Annotated in this window: 16 protein-coding genes; 8 read left to right on the top strand and 8 right to left on the bottom strand. The window is 62.1% G+C overall.

The window, feature by feature from the left end:
* Positions 1–13: 13 nt before the first annotated feature.
* From Tel_06050 to Tel_06025, 6 genes are all read left to right on the top strand, one after another.
* Complete coding sequence (locus Tel_06050) at positions 14–1,489, top strand: glycolate oxidase subunit GlcD (GenBank protein ALP52750.1); 1,476 nt, start codon at positions 14–16, stop codon at positions 1,487–1,489.
* Entirely contained in the window at positions 1,486–2,553 is a 1,068-nt protein-coding gene (gene glcE / locus Tel_06045) for a glycolate oxidase (GenBank protein ID ALP52749.1), read from the top strand. Before Tel_06050 ends, glcE begins: the two co-directional genes overlap by 4 nt.
* Before the next feature lie 2 nt (positions 2,554–2,555).
* Positions 2,556–3,767 (top strand): glycolate oxidase iron-sulfur subunit, encoded by a 1,212-nt coding sequence (gene glcF, locus Tel_06040; protein ALP52748.1) that lies wholly within the window; start codon positions 2,556–2,558, stop codon positions 3,765–3,767.
* Between the two features lie 29 nt (positions 3,768–3,796).
* A complete protein-coding gene (locus tag Tel_06035; protein ALP52747.1) occupies positions 3,797–4,978 on the top strand; it encodes an alanine--glyoxylate aminotransferase in 1,182 nt (393 codons plus the stop codon).
* A gap of 155 nt (positions 4,979–5,133) precedes the next feature.
* A complete protein-coding gene (locus Tel_06030; protein ID ALP52746.1) occupies positions 5,134–5,715 on the top strand; it encodes a hypothetical protein in 582 nt (193 codons plus the stop codon).
* A 57-nt stretch (positions 5,716–5,772) separates the two neighbouring features.
* A complete protein-coding gene (locus Tel_06025) occupies positions 5,773–6,618 on the top strand; it encodes a haloacid dehalogenase (protein ID ALP52745.1) in 846 nt (281 codons plus the stop codon).
* Here the strand turns inward: Tel_06025 and Tel_06020 are convergent.
* The 8 genes from Tel_06020 to Tel_05985 form a co-directional block, all read right to left on the bottom strand.
* On the bottom strand, positions 6,615–6,833 hold the full coding sequence (locus tag Tel_06020; protein ID ALP52744.1) for a hypothetical protein: 219 nt from the start codon (positions 6,831–6,833) through the stop codon (positions 6,615–6,617). The genes Tel_06025 and Tel_06020 overlap by 4 nt on opposite strands.
* A gap of 240 nt (positions 6,834–7,073) precedes the next feature.
* Positions 7,074–8,933, bottom strand: coding sequence for a phosphatase (locus tag Tel_06015; GenBank protein ALP52743.1), 1,860 nt, complete (start codon positions 8,931–8,933; stop codon positions 7,074–7,076).
* A 271-nt stretch (positions 8,934–9,204) separates the two neighbouring features.
* Positions 9,205–9,942: a hypothetical protein gene (locus Tel_06010; protein ID ALP52742.1), complete on the bottom strand. Its 738-nt coding sequence runs from the start codon at positions 9,940–9,942 to the stop codon at positions 9,205–9,207.
* A 148-nt stretch (positions 9,943–10,090) separates the two neighbouring features.
* Entirely contained in the window at positions 10,091–11,734 is a 1,644-nt protein-coding gene (gene groEL / locus Tel_06005; protein ID ALP52741.1) for a molecular chaperone GroEL, read from the bottom strand.
* Positions 11,735–11,767: 33 nt separating this feature from the next.
* The gene (locus Tel_06000) at positions 11,768–12,055 is read right to left on the bottom strand and encodes a molecular chaperone GroES (protein ID ALP52740.1); all 288 of its coding nucleotides are present in this window, start codon (positions 12,053–12,055) and stop codon (positions 11,768–11,770) included.
* Between the two features lie 175 nt (positions 12,056–12,230).
* Positions 12,231–12,908 (bottom strand): hypothetical protein, encoded by a 678-nt coding sequence (locus Tel_05995; GenBank protein ALP52739.1) that lies wholly within the window; start codon positions 12,906–12,908, stop codon positions 12,231–12,233.
* A gap of 134 nt (positions 12,909–13,042) precedes the next feature.
* A complete protein-coding gene (locus Tel_05990; protein ID ALP52738.1) occupies positions 13,043–13,987 on the bottom strand; it encodes a hypothetical protein in 945 nt (314 codons plus the stop codon).
* A gap of 2 nt (positions 13,988–13,989) precedes the next feature.
* Positions 13,990–14,547 (bottom strand): glutathione peroxidase, encoded by a 558-nt coding sequence (locus Tel_05985; GenBank protein ID ALP52737.1) that lies wholly within the window; start codon positions 14,545–14,547, stop codon positions 13,990–13,992.
* A gap of 132 nt (positions 14,548–14,679) precedes the next feature.
* On the opposite strand from Tel_05985, the gene Tel_05980 reads away from it, so the two are divergent.
* Together Tel_05980 and Tel_05975 are read left to right on the top strand one after the other, a co-directional pair.
* Complete coding sequence (locus Tel_05980) at positions 14,680–15,594, top strand: hypothetical protein (GenBank protein ALP52736.1); 915 nt, start codon at positions 14,680–14,682, stop codon at positions 15,592–15,594.
* Between the two features lie 25 nt (positions 15,595–15,619).
* Positions 15,620–17,059, top strand: coding sequence for a deoxyribodipyrimidine photolyase (locus Tel_05975; protein ID ALP52735.1), 1,440 nt, complete (start codon positions 15,620–15,622; stop codon positions 17,057–17,059).
* The last annotated feature ends 35 nt before the right edge of the window (positions 17,060–17,094 follow it).

Raw genomic sequence — 17,094 nt, 5'->3', positions numbered from 1 at the left:
CTACGAGAAGTCGATGAGCGGGGAGGACCATGCTGCGCCCAAGGATCGTCTGATCCAGGCGCTGATACAACTGCTGCCCCATGAGGCGGTACTGACCGAACCTGAAGAGCTGCGACCCTTCGAATGCGACGGCCTGTCCATGTACCGGCGCCTGCCCATGGTGGTGGTGCTGCCGGACACCGTGGACCAGGTGCGCCGCATCATGCGTCTGTGTCACCAACTCCAGGTGCCGGTGGTCGCCCGTGGCGCGGGCACTGGGCTGTCCGGCGGCGCCCTGCCGCTGGAAGAAGGCGTGCTGCTGAGCCTGGCGAAGTTCAACAAGATTCTCGACCTAGATGCCCGGAATGCGATGGCCACGGTGCAACCCGGGGTGCGCAACCTGGCCATCTCCGAGGCGGCCGCGCCTCATAACCTCTATTATGCGCCGGACCCCTCGTCCCAGATCGCCTGCACCATCGGCGGCAACGTGGCGGAGAATTCCGGCGGCGTGCACTGCCTCAAGTACGGCCTGACGGTGCACAACATCCTGCAACTCAAGATCGTCACCGTAGACGGTGAACTCCTCACCGTCGGCGGCGAGACCCTGGACAGCCCCGGCTACGACCTGCTGGCACTGATGACCGGTTCGGAAGGCATGCTCGGCGTCATCGTCGAGGTGACGGTGAAACTGCTGCCCAAACCGGAACGGGCCCAGGTGGTGTTGGCCGCCTTCGACGATGTGGCCCGAGCGGGCGAGGCGGTGGGCGCCATCATCGCCGCCGGCATCATCCCCGCCGGGCTGGAGATGATGGACCGGCTGGCCATCCAGGCGGCCGAGGATTTCGTCCATGCCGGCTATCCGCGCGACGCCGAGGCGATCCTGCTGTGCGAGCTGGACGGCACCAATGCCGAGGTCTCGGAACAGATCATGACCGTGCGCCGGGTGCTCAAGGAACGCGGCGCCACCGAGGTGCGCACCGCCCGCGACGAGGCCGAGCGCCAGCTGTTCTGGAAGGGACGCAAGTCGGCGTTTCCCGCGGTGGGGCGCATCGCGCCCGACTATTACTGCATGGACGGCACCATCCCGCGGCGCCAGCTGCCCGAGGTGCTGCGCCGCATCAGCCAACTTTCACAAGATTTCCAGCTGCCGGTGGCCAATGTCTTCCACGCCGGCGACGGCAACCTGCACCCGCTGATCCTGTTTGACGCCAACCAGCCCGGCGAGCTGGAGCGCACCGAAGCATTCGGCCGTAAAATCCTGGAACTGTGCGTGGACGTGGGCGGCACCATCACCGGCGAACACGGGGTGGGCATGGAGAAGATCGATCAGATGTGCGTCCAGTTCCGCAGCGCCGAGCTGAGTCAGTTCCACGCCCTCAAGGCGGCCTTCGATCCGGACGGCCTGCTCAACCCCGGCAAGGCCGTGCCCACCCTGCACCGCTGTGCCGAATTCGGCGCCATGCATGTCCACAAGGGCCAGCTGCCCCACCCCGAGTTGGAGCGTTTTTGATGGTCGAACACGATCTGAGCGCGGCGCTGCAACAGCAGGTGCAGCAGGCGGCGCAGGAAAAGCGCCCCTTGAACATCGTCGGCGGCGGCAGCAAGGCCATGCTCGGCCGCATCGCCGCGGGCGAGACCTTGGATGTGAGCGGCCAACGCGGCATTGTCGATTACGATCCGCGCGAGCTGGTGCTCAGCGCCCGCGCCGGCACGCCCTTAGCAGAGATCGAGCAGGCCCTCGCCGACAACAATCAGATGCTCGCCTTCGAGCCCCCCCATTTCGCCGCCAGCGCCACCCTGGGCGGCACCGTCGCCTGCGGCCTCTCCGGCCCGCGCCGCCCCTACGTCGGCGCGGCGCGCGATTTCGTACTCGGTTGCCAGCTGCTCAACGGCAAGGGCGAGATCCTGCGCTTCGGCGGCCAGGTGATGAAAAATGTCGCCGGTTACGACGTCTCGCGCCTGATGGCCGGCGCCTGGGGCACCCTGGGCGTATTGCTGGAAATCAGTCTCAAGGTACTGCCCCGACCCGCCGCCAGCGCCACCCTGTTTCACGAATGCAGCGCCGCGCGTGCCATTGAACTCATGAGCGGTCTGTTGAGCCAGGCCCTGCCCGTCGATGGCGCCTGCTACTACAAGGGCCAGTGTTATGTGCGACTGGCGGGCAGCGCCCAGTCGGTCGTTGAAGCCCAGCGCAAACTGCCGGGCGAAAGCCTCAATGCGCGCAGTCATTTCTGGCAGCGGCTGCGCGAGCAGCAGCTCTCCTTTTTCAACAGCGACACCCCGCTGTGGCGCATCGTGGTGAAACCGGATACCCCGCCGCTGCCCCTCGCCGGCGACTGGCTGCTGGACTGGGGCGGCGCCCAGCGCTGGCTGATCAGCGACCTGGACGCGCAACAGATTCGCAACAAGGTGCAGCAACACGGCGGCCACGCCACCCTGTTCCGCGGCGGCGACCGCGACGCTGAGATCTTCCAGCCCTTGGCGCAACCGCTGCGCGCGTTGCAGCAACGCCTGAAGCACAGTTTCGATCCGAACGGCATCTTCAACCCCGGCCGCATGTACGCAGAGTTATAAGCATGCAGACCCGTATCGATCCCGACTTAAAACAACGCGAGGACGTCGCCGAGGCCGATACCATCCTGCGCGCCTGCGTCCACTGCGGCTTCTGCACCGCCACCTGCCCCACCTATCAACTGCTGGGTTCTGAGCTGGACGGCCCGCGCGGCCGCATTTACTTGATCAAAGATCTGCTTGAAGGCAGAGAGGCCACGGAGAAGACGCGCCTGCACCTAGACCGCTGTCTCACCTGCCGCGCCTGCGAGACCACCTGCCCCTCGGGTGTGCGCTACGGTCGACTGGTGGAGATCGGTCGTGACCTGGTGGAGGAAAAGACCGAGCGGCCGCTGGGCGAACGCATACTGCGCAAGGCCTTGCTTGAAGTCCTGCCCGACACCAAGCGTTTCAATCTGGTGCTCAAGATCGGACGCCTGCTGAGGCCGTTGCTGCCCGCCACGCTGAAGAAAAAACTGCCGCCACAAAAGACCGCCGCGCCCCGGCCCACCACCCGACACGCGCGCCGCATGCTGACCCTGGAGGGCTGCGTGCAACCACTCACCACCCCCAACACCAACGCCGCCGCGGCACGGGTATTGGATCGGCTCGGCATCTCGCTCATCAGCGCCGAGCGGGCCGGTTGCTGCGGCGCCGTCAATCAGCACTTGTCGGATACGGAAACCGCCAAACAGCGCATGCGCAATAACATCGACGCCTGGTGGCCCCAGGTGCAAGACGGCGCGGAGGCCATCGTGCTCAGCGCCAGCGCCTGTGGCCTGATGGTGAAGGAGTACGGCCAAGTATTAAAGAATGATCCCGATTATGCCGGCAAGGCCCGGCATATCAGCAGCATGACTCGCGACCTGAGCGAAGTGCTGCGCGACGAGGATCTGAGTGAATTCAAGCATGTCGGCAAGGGCATCCAGGCGGCCTATCATTCTTCCTGTACCTTGCAACACGGCCAGCAGCTCGGCGGCGCGGTGGAAGCCATCCTGCAGCGCTGCGGCTACGCATTAACGCCGGTACCCGACAGCCATCTGTGCTGCGGCGCCGCCGGCACCTACACGATTCTGCAACCCCAGTTGTCGCAGCAATTGCTGCACAACAAACTCGAAGCACTGCAGGGCGGCCAGCCCGATGTCATCGCCACGGCCAACGTGGGCTGCCAGCTGCATCTGGAGAGCGAGGCAGGGATTCCTGTAAAACACTGGATAGAGTTATTGGATCAAGCTTAATTTCGATAAACGCAACGGAGACAAACATCATGACCACAAAATCCTTCCATCCCCCGCAGCGCACCCTGATGGGCCCGGGTCCCTCGGACGTCAACCCGCGCATCCTGGAGGCCATGTCACGCCCCACCATCGGCCACCTCGATCCCGTCTTCGTCGCCATGATGGACGAGATGAAGGAGCTGCTGAAATACGCCTTTCAGACCCAGAACGAACTCACCATGCCGGTCTCGGCGCCGGGCTCCGCCGGCATGGAGACCTGCTTCGTCAATCTGGTCGAGCCGGGCGACAAAGTGATCGTGTGCCAAAACGGCGTCTTCGGCGGCCGCATGAAGGAAAACGTGGAACGCTGCGGCGGCACCGCCGTCATGGTCGAGGACGACTGGGGCAAGGCGGTGGATCCCAACAAAGTGGAGGAGGCGCTCAAGGCCAATCCCGATGCCAAGATCGTCGCCTTTGTCCACGCCGAAACCTCCACCGGGGCACAATCTGATGCCAAGACCCTCACCGAGATTGCCCACCGGCACGACTGCCTCACCATCGTCGATGCCGTGACTTCATTGGGCGGTACGCCGCTGCGGGTGGACGATTGGGCCATCGACGCCATCTACTCCGGCACCCAGAAGTGTCTCTCCTGCACCCCCGGCCTGTCACCGGTGAGCTTCAGCGAACGCGCCCTGGAGAAGATCCGCAAGCGCTCTTCGAAAGTGCAGAGCTGGTTCCTCGACCTGAATCTGGTCATGGGCTACTGGGGCGGCGCAGGCAAGCGCGCCTACCATCACACCGCGCCCATCAACGCCCTGTACGGGCTGCACGAGGCACTGGTGATCCTCAAAGAGGAAGGCCTGGAAAACGCCTGGGCGCGCCACGCCAAACATCACCAGGCCCTGCGCGCCGGGCTGGAGGCCATGGGCCTCAACTTCGTGGTCCACGCAGAGGAGCGCCTGCCCCAGCTCAACGCCGTCACCATTCCCGAGGGCGTTGACGATGCGGCGGTGCGCACCACCCTGCTCAAGGATTATTCCTTGGAGATCGGCGCCGGGCTCGGCGTCATGGCCGGCAAGGTGTGGCGCATCGGCCTCATGGGTCATGCCTGCAACGCGCGCAATGTCTACCTCTGCCTGGGCGCCCTGGACGACGTGCTGGGCCGCGTAAAGGCGCCGGTGGAACACGGCGTGGCGCTCGCAGCGGCGCAGCAGGTGCTGGCCGGTTAAGCCGGTCATGGTGCGCAGTGCGCACCCTACACCTACGCCGCTCTGATATAGCGGACCTTGGCGACAAGGTCCGCTTTTTTGTGCCTGCAGGGAACACGCCGATCAATGCTATAATTTGCGCGCCTATCTAAAAAAATTATAAGGGGTCATTATTTATGCTGTTACGCAAGGCTTCTATCCTCGCCCTCCTCACTCTTGCCAGCGCTAGCGCCCATGCCGCGGTCGAACCCATCCTGACCACCGGCTATGAATTCGGCGGCGACGAGCTGGTGCAAACCACCACCACCGATTTGAATGCCGGCGGCGGCATCAGCTTCGGTGCCGGACTCAGCTTCACACCCGACCATTCGACCATGAGCCTGCGGGTGGTACTGCACTACTTGTTTAATAGCGTCGAGTTCAACTCACCCGACGGTGACGCCGAGGCCGACAGTTTTCCGCTAGAGCTGGGGCTGTTCAAGACCTGGGACCGGCACGAATTCGGTGTCGGCCCCAGCATCCACATCAACCCCACCTACCAGATCTCATCCAGCAGTCCGCTCCTGAATGGCGAAGTCGATTTTGATAACGCCACCGGCGTGTTTCTGGCATACCACTACATCTTTTCCCGGGCGGAAACCGCCAGCTATACCACCGATACCTATATCGCGGTCAAGCTGCGCGCCATGGACTACGAAACGGGGAATACCCAGATCGACGCCGACAGCCTGGGGCTGTATATCGGTGCCAAGTTTTAACCAGCCCCGCTTTTTCTTTACACTGTGGCGATCGACCGCTGACCAAGGGAATCCGCCGTGTCTGACAAACTCCTGATCTGCACCGACCTGGACCGTACCCTGCTGCCCAATGGCGAAGCACCCGAGTCCGCCGCCGCCAGAGCGCACTTCGCCGCGCTGGTGCAACGTCCCGATGTGGATGTGGCCTATGTCACCGGCCGCCACCAGGCGCTGGTGCTCGCCGCCATCGAAGAATACCGACTCCCCACACCCGATTACGTCCTGGGCGACGTGGGCAGCACCATCTACGAAATTCAATCAGGCGAATGGCGTCTCTGGCAGGAGTGGCAGGACGAAATCGCCCCCTGCTGGGCCGGCTATACCCATGATCGCCTGGCCGCGCTGTTCGAGGACATGGAACTGCTCACCCAACAGGAGCCCGAAAAACAGAACACCTTCAAACTCAGCTATTACGTACCCGAAACAACCGACGTGGACGCCCTGTTGCAGGACATGCAGCAACGCCTACAGCGAAACAACATTCGCGCCAGCCTGATCTGGAGCGTCGACGACTTGGAACACGTGGGCCTGCTGGATCTGCTGCCGCAGAACGCCACCAAACTGCACGCCGTCGAGTTTCTAATGCAGCGCAAGGGCTACGCCCACGACAAAACCCTGTTCGCCGGCGACAGCGGCAATGACCTGGCGGTGATGGCCAGTGAGGTGAATTCAGTCCTGGTCGCCAATGCCCGCGCAGACGTGCGGCAACAGGCCCGCGAACAGGCGGCGCAACACGGCAACACGGATCATCTCTACGTGGCGCGGGGGGATTTTCTCGGGATGAACGGCAACTACAGCGCCGGGATTGTGGAAGGCTTGGTCCACTTTATGCCGTGGACCAGGGCTTGGCTTGCGGCCGACTAAAGATCGTCGTCGAACAGGTCGTCTGACCAGTCGTCACCCAATTGCTGGCGCAGGCGCTTGAGCTCGGACAAACGCTCCAGTCTGCGGCGCACCTCAAGCTTGGTCAGGTTACTCTCCGCAGCGGTGACCGCCGCTTCACTCGCGTCGTCGTCATCGAACATGTCGTCATCCTCGTCAGAGACCAGACCCTCTTCATCGTCGTCGTCATCACGCATACTTCTCTCCTTACTCTGCGAGATAAATCTCAGACCCTTGCCGTGACAGGGTGGTTCCCCGGCACCTGGCCGGTCTCGGCGGAAGTTTTATAAGGTAGAACGCGGATTATTACAATATGTTTTCAACGCCGCAGCCACCTGACTTTTAGGAAAACAGGCGCGTGGCGGCCTGGATGGGGCGAGTCAAACGAAAACGCCCCGGCGCTGACCGGGGCGTGGGGTATCGCGGCGGGCCGCTGCTTACGAACCGATAACGCCGCCGTCCTTGCGGGTGATGACCAGCGTTGAGTCGCGGGGGACCGTCACCCCGTCGAACGGCGCCGGGAAATTCGTCAAGCTCGGATCACCGTTGCCTGGGTGTTGGGTGTTGACGAACATGGTGCGGCGGTCCGGGGTGACCGCAATGCCCGTGATTTCGTCGCCGCTGACCCCGGTCAGCAGTCGGCGCAGCTCGCCGGTGGCGGTATCGGCCACCAACATCTGATTGTTCAAACCGTCCTTCTGACCGCCGTCGGTCTGGATAAACAGGCGGCCGTCGGGATCGGCCCACAGGCCGTCGGGATCGCTGTAACTGTCTTCCGTTCCGTGGCTGTCGCTGGCGATCAGGAAGATCTCCCATTGGAAGGTGGTGCCCAGGTGGTCGTCGCTGTCATGCCACTTGATGATATGACCGTCGGGATTGGGCGCCTGCGGATTGGGACCGGTGGCCGTATCGCGCCGGCTGTTGTTGGTCAGTGTGCAATAGACATCGCCGTTGGGGGCTACCGTGGTCCACTCGGGACGATCCATGGGAGTGGCGCCGACGATATCGGCGGCCAGGCGGGCGAAGGTCAATACCTCGGCCTGATCGGCGAATTTCGCTGCCAGGGCCGGATTGTCAATGCTCAGTTCCAGCCATTCGCCGCTGCCGTCGTCGTGGAATTTGGCGACATAGAGTCGGCCATGGTCCAGCGGACTCTGGCCCTGGGCGCGCATGGCGCGCCAATTATCGTCGGAAACAAATTTGTAGATATAGTCGAAGCGTTCGTCATCGCCCATGTAACCGACCACGCGGCCGCCGCGCCCCAGCGTCAGGGCGATGCCCTCGTGCTTGAAACGGCCCAGAGCGGTGCGCTTGACGGGGGTTCGCGTGGCGTCCATGGGATCGATTTCCACGATCCAGCCGAAACGGTTTTCCTCGTTGATGTAATCGGCATCGGACAGATCAAAGCGGCGGTCGAAGGTCTCCCAGCCGTAGCCGAACCCGCCGGCGCTGAAACCGTAACGCGCCTGCGCCTCGCTGGGCACCCAAGTGGTCTGTTGATTGGTCGCGCCAAAGTAACCGTTGAAGTTTTCCTCGCAGGTAAGATAGGTGCCCCAGGGGGTTTCACCGTTGGCGCAGTTGTTGACCGTACCCAGCGGGACATTGCCGTTAGGGGTCTGGAGCAAGCCATGGCCGGCCACCGGGCCGCTGAAACTCACCGGGGTGTTGACGTGGATACGGCGCGCGCGGTGGCTGCGCAGCTGGCGCCACTTGGCGCCGATTTTTTTGATCTCAACCACGGACACACCGTGAGCGTGCTGGGAGACGCGCACATCCTCCAGGCTGGTGGGTGCCGGCTTGCCGAGCACATGCCGGTTGCCGCCGAACTCATGATTGATACAGAGCAGGCCGTGATCGTCACCGCCGCGGCCGAATTTGCCGTGCCGCAGGGGAAAATAGCTCATGCCGTCATGGCCGATGCCGATCTGTTGCGCCTGGTCGGCGGCGGTGGGCGGATAGCTGAAGGCCGGGCCACCGGGCTCCAGGGGCTCGCCCCAGGGAATCAGGACATCGAATTCATAATCCGGCGAAATACTGGGCCAGGGGCCGCTGCCCTCGGCGACGGGAACCGGGGTGAAATCCATCAATGGCCCCCCTTGCGCATGCGGTCCGCCACGCTCCGGTCTGCCCGCCCACGGCGGCGGCGCTGCAAATGCCAGCCCCGAGCCGGCAAAGAAGCTGCTGGCCGCCATGGCCAGACCACCGGCCAGCACTTTGCGCCGCGAGATATGGACGTTGAGCACGTCGGCGAAAGGCCGGTTGTTTGATTTGTTACTAATGCCGTCGTCGTGATTCATGGTGTTCCTCCGCTCCTTGATATCGCATGGGTGGGTATAAGATCAAGGACGAAGTTAGCAGCAAAATATTGCGACTCGGTGACATTAAACAACGATTAACTTGCACAAGAACAGGCTGGAAATTACAGTCATCGCCCCATCTTCACCCTGGACTCTGTCTTGGCGACGCGCTTCAATCTCATGCTTGAAGACACGCTTGAGCGCGGACTCAGACGACGAATGAAAACACGGTGGAATATGGGTGAGGTTTGGCAAGATGTGACTCCGCGCACTACGGCGCTTCGAACGTCAAGCCCGCCTGTCGCAGGCCCGCGGTCAGGTCCGCCATGGCCTGCTCAACACCGCGCCGACCACGAAAACCCAGCTCGATATGCCGGCCCCTGCCGAGATGGGGCAGGCTGAACAGTTTGACCCCGGGATGGCGGTCGATCAGCCTCTCCATGAGTTCCACCAGCTCGCTCTCGCCCACGTCGAAGACCTTGAGCGACAATTCCTGCAGCGGTTCAAGTTCGGCGCGGTACTCGTGCTGCAACACCCACTCCAGCATGGGCCAGGCCATCTCGGGAAACCCGGGGAAGAAGTGATGCCGCCGCAGGCTGAAACCGGGCACGCGATTGATCGGATTGGGGATCAGGCGACTGCCGACGGGCAGGTCCGCCATCTTGACGCGGTGGGGATAGGCCGCGGCGCCGAAGCGCGCTTCGATTTCAGCCAGCGCCCCGGCATGGGCATGGAGCTCGACGCCCGCGGCCAGGGCCGCGCAGCGGCGGGTGACATCATCGGGGGTGGCACCGATGCCGCCGAAACAGAACACCGGCTGCTGGGCCGCCAGGGTTCGGCTGAGCTGCGCAATCAAGGCGTCCTCCTCGTCAGGGAGAATACTCACCCAGGTCAATTGCCAGCCGATGGGCCGCAGGGTCTCGCGCACATGGTCGAAATGGCGGTCGCGACGGCTGCCATAAAGGATTTCATCGCCGATAATGATCAAACCTGCCTGGGCGCTGCTCACCGCCGCCTCCTGTTCGGTGTAGAGCCGTCACTTTATCACCGCCCATGCGCCAGCCAAACCCCGCCCATGTGGCTGCGACGAAGCCGGTCAAAAACAAAAGGCCCCGCCGTTGCCGGCGGGGCCTTTGTTTTGCGGCATTTTGGCGGCGTTACATCATGCCGCCCATGCCCCCCATGCCGCCCATATCGGGCATGGCCGGTGCGCCGCCATCCTTTTGCGGCTTATCGGCCACCATGGCTTCGGTGGTCAGCATCAGGCCGGCGATGGAGCCGGCATTCTGCAGCGCCGAACGGGCCACCTTGGTGGGATCCAGGATACCCATTTCGAACATGTCGCCGTATTCACCGGTGGCAGCGTTGTAACCAAAGTTACCTGTGCCTTCGGCCACCTTGTTGACGATGACGGAGGGTTCTTCACCGGCGTTAGCAACGATCTGACGCAGCGGCTCTTCCATGGCGCGGCGCGCGATCTTGATACCGATGTCCTGATCGTGGTTGGCGCCGCTCAGATCCTTGATGCCTTGCAGGGCACGGATCAGGGCGACACCGCCGCCGGGCACCACGCCCTCTTCCACCGCGGCACGGGTGGCGTGCAGGGCGTCATCGATGCGGTCCTTCTTCTCCTTCATTTCCACTTCGGTGGCGGCACCGACCTTGATCACCGCCACGCCGCCGGCCAGCTTGGCGACGCGTTCCTGCAGTTTTTCACGGTCGTACTCGGAGCTGGTCTCTTCCAGTTGGGCGCGGATCTGGCCCACACGGGCGTCGATCTCCGACTTGGTACCGGCGCCGTCGACCACCACGGTGTTGTCCTTGCTGATGACGATCTTCTTGGCGCTCCCCATCTGCTCCAGGGTGGCACTCTCCAGGGACAGGCCGACCTCTTCCGAGATCACCTGGCCGCCGGTAAGAATGGCGATGTCCTGCAGCATGGCCTTGCGGCGGTCGCCGAAGCCCGGGGCCTTGACCGCGGCCACCTTGAGGATGCCGCGCATGTTGTTGACCACCAGAGTGGCCAGGGCTTCGCCTTCTACGTCTTCGGCGATGATCATCAGCGGCTTGCCGGCCTTGGCGGCGCCTTCCAGCAGCGGCAGCAGTTCGCGGATGTTGGAGACCTTCTTGTCGCAGATCAGGATGTAGGGATCATCCAGCTCGACCTGCATCTTCTCGGCGTTGCTGACAAAGTAAGGCGACAGATAGCCACGGTCGAACTGCATCCCCTCGACCACCTCCAGCTCGTCCTGCAGACCGGTGCCCTCTTCGACGGTGATCACGCCTTCCTTGCCGACCTTGTCCATGGCCTGGGCGATCAGCTCGCCGATCACGGTGTCGGAGTTGGCGGAGATCGTGCCCACCTGGGTGATGGACTTGTTGTCGGTGCACGGCTTGGAGAGCTTCTGCAGCTCTTCCACAGCAGCGATGACGGCCTTGTCGATGCCGCGTTTCAGATCCATGGGATTCATACCGGCGGCGACGGCTTTCATACCCTCGTTCAAAATACTCTGGGCCAGCACGGTGGCGGTGGTGGTGCCGTCCCCGGCAATGTCGGCGGTCTTAGAGGCCACTTCCTTGACCATCTGCACGCCCATGTTTTCGAACTTGTCTTCCAGTTCGATCTCCTTGGCGACGGAAACACCGTCCTTGGTGACGGTGGGCGCGCCGAAGCTCTTTTCCAACACCACGTTGCGGCCCTTGGGACCGAGGGTCACTCTGACCGCATTGGCCAGGACGTTGACCCCGTCCAGCATTTTGCGACGTGCCTTTGAAGAAAAATTGATTTCCTTAGCAGCCATTACTTGATTCCTCCAAATACTTTAAATAAGTAGTTATTCGACGATAGCGAAGATGTCGTCTTCACGCATCACCAGATAGTCTTCACCTTCGACCTTGACCTCGGTGCCGGCGAATTTGCCGAACAATATCTTGTCGCCGGTTTTGACATCCAGGGCTGCCTTGTCGCCGTTATCCAGCACACGACCCGCACCTGCGGCCACGACTTCACCCATGATGGGTTTTTCCTGAGCCGACCCCGGCAGCACGATGCCGCCGGAGGTCTTCTCTTCGCTTTCCAGGCGTTTTACCACAACGCGATCATGCAAAGGACGAATATTCACTGTTGCGTTCCTCCTAAAGAAACAAATTAATAAAGTTATTGTTACCGATAATTGTTAGGGGGCGCTCGCGGCCGATGCACGGGCGAGCGCCGAGAGTGATATTTGGGACGCTTTTCAGGATTTCAAGGGGGACGAGTGTGATTTTTTTACAGCGGCCGGAGGCCGGGGCGCGCCATCAGGCCGGGGGCGCCGCCGTGCCGCTTGCCGGCTTTTTCTTGTTCTTGCTCGCCTTTTTCTTTGCCGCTTTCTTTTTTACGACCTTTGTTTCGGCTGTCTTTGCCGCCTTTTTCTTCACGGCCTTCTTCACGGCCTTTTTCTTGGCGCCGGCCTTATTCTTCGCCGGCGTGTCGTCAGGGGCCGCAGGGCGGCCCTCCAGCCAGCGGCCGACCACGTGCTTGATATCATCAAACTCCCGTTCCATGACCGCGCTCGCCGAATGCAAGGCCTGACGCCCTTTCTCCACCAACCCCGTCTCCTGTGCCAAGCGTTGATCCACGTCCTGCTCGGCCAGACACCAGTCCTGCTCCGGCGAACCGCCGACGAAACCGCGCCGCTCGGCGCGCAGATAGGCGGCCTCGCGTATCAGCTGGTTACGTTCTTCAAGGGTGACGTGCCGTCCAAACACCGCGGTCTTGGCGGATTGGCCGAGCCCCTTTATCTTGATTTTTCCCTTACTGACATCCTGCGAAAACTCCTGCAAATAGGGTATGAACTTGTCGCCGAACTTTTCCAGTGCGAACTCACCGAACTCGCGCGTACTGCGACCGGCGGCAAGCATTTGCTCCAGCGCATCTTTGAGATACGCCCTGGCGGACTCGTATGTCGATTTATTTAGCGGATCACCCTGGGTCATTACAAAAGCTCCTCTTGAAAATTAAAGAATAGGTACGGTCGAGTCTCAGCCTGGATTATAGTTCACTGAAGGGTATGGTTTCGTACCGGCGGGTGATTATTTTCTGCTGCCGCGATCCCGGGGAGAAATCCCGGCTAGATAGAGTTGCGCAGGCTCAACTCCGGGGGATAGGGATCAAAATAGTATTGCCCGGCCAGATAGCGGTCACCGTTGCGGCCGAGATGATGCTTGAGCAGGGTCACCGGCACCACCAAGGGCACCCGCCCCCGACGATAGGCCTCGATCAGCCCGGCCAGCTCCTGCCGGTCCCGCCCCGGCAACTGACGTTTGAAATAACCCAGCAGGTGATACAGCACGTTGGAATGACGCTTGCGATTGGCCGGGCGCTTCAGGGCCGTCATCACGGCGAGAAAATAGTCCTCGCCAAGGCGCTGTATGTCGGCGCAACCGGCGCGCGCCACCATGCGCCCTAATTGCCGATATGGGTCCTGAGCGCGCGACATCAACAGGTATTTATGTGCCGTGTGAAAGCGCACCAGCGCCGCCGGTGTCAGGCCCACCCGCAGCAGCCTCTGCCAGCGATGGCAAACATAGACCCGCTCGAAAAAGTTCTCGCGCAGCACGGCGTCATTGAGACGCCCTTCCTCTTCCACCGGCAGCCAGGGCTTGGCCGCCATCAGGGCACGGGTAAAGGCGCCCACCCCCGCGCGTTGCGGCATCTGCCCGTCCACGTAAACACGCACCCGGGCCATGCCGCAACTGGGGGAATCTTTTTTGACGATGTAGCCGCAGATGTCATCCTGCTGCGCCGCCACCTCACGGCCGTAGTCCGCCAGGGTATCGGTGACATCCAGACCAGGATCTTTGTTGCCGATCACGCGCGGCCGCTCGGGCCGCCCCACCAGCCGTAAAGACTGGCGCGGAACGCCCAGGCCGATGGCCAGTTCGGGGCATAGCGGCACCACGTCGAAGTACTGCGCCAAGGTGGCGGTAATAAAGGGCTGGTGCTTGTGCCCGCCATCGAAGCGGACCGGATGACCTAACAGGCAGCTGCTGACGCCCAGACGGATCTTCTCCATGACTACAACAAGCCCTTGACGGCGGCTTCCAATTCACCGCCCAAGGGTTCCACCTTGCTGGCATAACTGGCCGCCACGCGGCCTTGCCGATCTATGAGGTATTTGTGAAAGTTCCACTGCGGGTACTCGCCCGCATGCCGGGCCAAGGCGCGGAACAGCGGGTCATCGGTGCCGCGCGCGACGCGGGTCTTGGCAAACATGGGGAATTTCACGCCGTAGGTCAGGCGGCAAAAGGTTTTGATCTGGTCGGCCGAACCGGGTTCTTGATTGGCGAAATCATTGGACGGAAACCCGAGCACCACCAGACCCTGCGCCTCGTAGCGGCTGTACAGCTGTTCCAGTCCCTCGTATTGATAGGTGTACCCACACTTACTGGCGGTGTTGACCACCACGATCACCTTGCCCCGATAGTGCTCACAAAGATTGATACTGCCCTCGCCCGCCAGCGGCTTACGCTCGAAATCCAGAACCTCAGAACAGACCGTATCGGCGGCACTGACCGTGCCGGCCAACACCAAGCCAGCCACCCAGGTGAAAAATATTTTGCTGCTGTGCTTCATTTGCGCGCTCCTCGAAACTCAAAATGAACTTATACAAACATTATACATCATAACATTCACTAGCAATTATCGGATGTTTTTTATAAAATTCAACTATACAATTTATGTACAAATCAATTAGGTACGAATATCATGGATAGCGCAGAAGGACTACCCGAGTCCGGACTTTACCCCATCCGCACGGTCGCCAGCCTCACCGGCGTCAATCCCATCACCCTGCGCGCCTGGGAACGCCGTTACGGCCTGCTCACGCCGCTACGCAGCGACAAAGGACACCGCCTCTACACGCACAAGGACATCGACCTGATCAACCAGGTTGTAGAACTTTTGCACAAGGGTGTACCCATCAGCCAGACAAAGTCCTATTTAAATCAGCAGGCACCCCAGGAAGCGCTTGAGGGCCCCTGGCCGGACTACCAGCGGCGCATGCTCAATGCGGTAGTACGCTTTGACGATCAGTCCCTGGAGGGCGCCTACAACGAGGCCTTATCCCTGCACCCGATCGATATGGTGACCGCCCGCCTGGTGGTGCCGCTGCTGCAGACCCTGGGCAAGCGCTGGGCCAGCCGCGCTGGCAGCATCGCCGAGGAACACTTTTTCGGCGCCTACATGCGCAACAAGCTGGGCGCCCGCTTTCACCATGAGGCCAGCCGCGCCCGCGGGCCGCGTTTGGTCGCGGCGTGCCTGCCCGGCGAACAGCACGAGACCGGCATTCTACTGGCCAGCCTGTCGGTCATGGCCAGGGGTTACCGCGTCGTACTGCTGGGCGCCGACACACCGCTGGCGGAACTGCGCGACCCCTGCCGGCGTACCGAGGCGTGCGGCGTGCTGTTGTCCGGCTCGATGATACCGACGGATGAGGTGTTGCACCGCCAGTTGCCGGCCTTGGTGCAGGATGTCACGGTGCCGGTTTTTATCGGCGGCCAGACGGCCTTGCAATTCAACGACGCCATTGTCGCCGCCGGGGCTATTCCACTCGGCACCGATATTCCGACGGCGCTGAAGCGTATCGAAGCCGAACTCGTCACCCATTCAAGCGCGCGATAAACAAACCGATGAAGGAGTCGCATCGATGAAGACCTGCCTTGTATGGTTGCACCAGGATCTACGCCTGAGTGACAACCCTGCGCTCTACCACGCCGCCGAGGCGGCGGATACCCTCATCCCGGTATACATCCATGCCCCGCAAGAATTGGAACCCTGGGCGCCGGGCGCAGCCAGCCGCTGGTGGTGCCATCACAGCCTCAGCACACTGCAGCAGGCGCTGCATGCCCGCGGCAGCCGTCTGATCATCCGGCGCGGCGCCAGCCAGGACGTCCTGCAACGCCTGATCCGCGAAACCGGCGCCGGTGCGGTCTACTGGAATCATCGCTACGCGCCGCAGGCGGCCAGGCGCGACGCGCATATCGCGGCCTGGCTCAGAGCGCACGACATCGAGGTCCATACCTACCACGGCAACCTGCTTTACACGCCGGGCAGCGTGCTCACCAAAGAACACAAACCGTTTCGCGTCTTTACCCCGTTCTGGCGCGCCTGCCGACAACAAGGTCTAGGCGCGCCGCCGTTGCCGGTGCCGCAACGGCTGGGCGAATGCAGACTGGCGTCCGAAGCCGTCGAGGCCTTGGCATTGCTGCCCGATATTCCCTGGCACCACGGCCTGGCATCAAGCTGGCGACCGGGAGAGGACAATGCCCTGGAACAGCTCCAAGGTTTTTGCGACGCGGCGCTGGCGCATTATGACGCGGGTCGCGACCGCCCGGACCGGCTCGACACCTCACGTCTGTCGCCGCATCTGGCGTTTGGCGAAATCAGCCCGCGCCAGGTGGTCAGCGCCGTGCTTAACGCATTTATGGACCACGCCACTCAGGGCGACAGCATGGATCGTTTTCTCAGCGAACTCGGCTGGCGCGAGTTCGCCTATCACACCCTGCATCATTTCCCCTATGCCACCGACACACCGCTCAACCCCCGTTTTGAAGCCTTTCCCTGGCGTGACGACAAAGCGCTGCTGCGGGCCTGGCAACAAGGCAAGACCGGCTTTCCCATCATCGATGCCGGCATGCGCCAACTCTGGCATAGCGGCTGGATGCACAACCGCGTACGCATGATCGTCGCCTCGTTTTTGACCAAGAACGGTCTGCAGCCCTGGCAGACGGGGGCCCGCTGGTTCTGGGACACCTTGGTGGATGCCGATCTGGCCAGCAACAGCTTCAACTGGCAATGGGTGGCTGGCTGCGGGCTCGACGCCGCACCGTATTTCCGCATCTTCAACCCGGTCAGACAAAGCGAGCGCTTCGATCCCCATGGCGACTATCTACGTCAATGGCTGCCGGAATTGGCGCAGCTGCCGCTGCCTTGGCTGCACCGCCCCTGGCTGACGCCCGCCGATGTTCAGCACGCCTGCAATGTGCGCATCGGCCGCGACTATCCGGCACCGATATTGGACCTCAACAGCAGCCGCAAGCGCGCACTGAACTTGTCCAGGCAATTGCCCTGCGTCACCAACGCTTAGCCCGCGGCGGCATTTCGCGATTGACACATCCCGAC

The organism is Candidatus Tenderia electrophaga, from assembly GCA_001447805.1.
Classification (GTDB): domain Bacteria; phylum Pseudomonadota; class Gammaproteobacteria; order Tenderiales; family Tenderiaceae; genus Tenderia; species Tenderia electrophaga.
The sequence above is the reverse complement of the archived record's forward strand: the minus strand, read 5'-3'. Positions and strand labels throughout refer to the sequence as shown.

Coding starts and splice junctions, on each gene's coding strand:
- Tel_06050 (ALP52750.1), top strand. CDS start 14: ATGAGCGGGGAGGACCATGCTGCGCCCAAGGATCGTCTGATCCAGGCG.
- glcF (ALP52748.1), top strand. CDS start 2,556: ATGCAGACCCGTATCGATCCCGACTTAAAACAACGCGAGGACGTCGCC.
- Tel_06035 (ALP52747.1), top strand. CDS start 3,797: ATGACCACAAAATCCTTCCATCCCCCGCAGCGCACCCTGATGGGCCCG.
- Tel_06030 (ALP52746.1), top strand. CDS start 5,134: ATGCTGTTACGCAAGGCTTCTATCCTCGCCCTCCTCACTCTTGCCAGC.
- Tel_06020 (ALP52744.1), bottom strand. CDS start 6,833: ATGCGTGATGACGACGACGATGAAGAGGGTCTGGTCTCTGACGAGGAT.
- Tel_06015 (ALP52743.1), bottom strand. CDS start 8,933: ATGAATCACGACGACGGCATTAGTAACAAATCAAACAACCGGCCTTTC.
- groEL (ALP52741.1), bottom strand. CDS start 11,734: ATGGCTGCTAAGGAAATCAATTTTTCTTCAAAGGCACGTCGCAAAATG.
- Tel_05995 (ALP52739.1), bottom strand. CDS start 12,908: ATGACCCAGGGTGATCCGCTAAATAAATCGACATACGAGTCCGCCAGG.
- Tel_05990 (ALP52738.1), bottom strand. CDS start 13,987: ATGGAGAAGATCCGTCTGGGCGTCAGCAGCTGCCTGTTAGGTCATCCG.
- Tel_05985 (ALP52737.1), bottom strand. CDS start 14,547: ATGAAGCACAGCAGCAAAATATTTTTCACCTGGGTGGCTGGCTTGGTG.
- Tel_05980 (ALP52736.1), top strand. CDS start 14,680: ATGGATAGCGCAGAAGGACTACCCGAGTCCGGACTTTACCCCATCCGC.
- Tel_05975 (ALP52735.1), top strand. CDS start 15,620: ATGAAGACCTGCCTTGTATGGTTGCACCAGGATCTACGCCTGAGTGAC.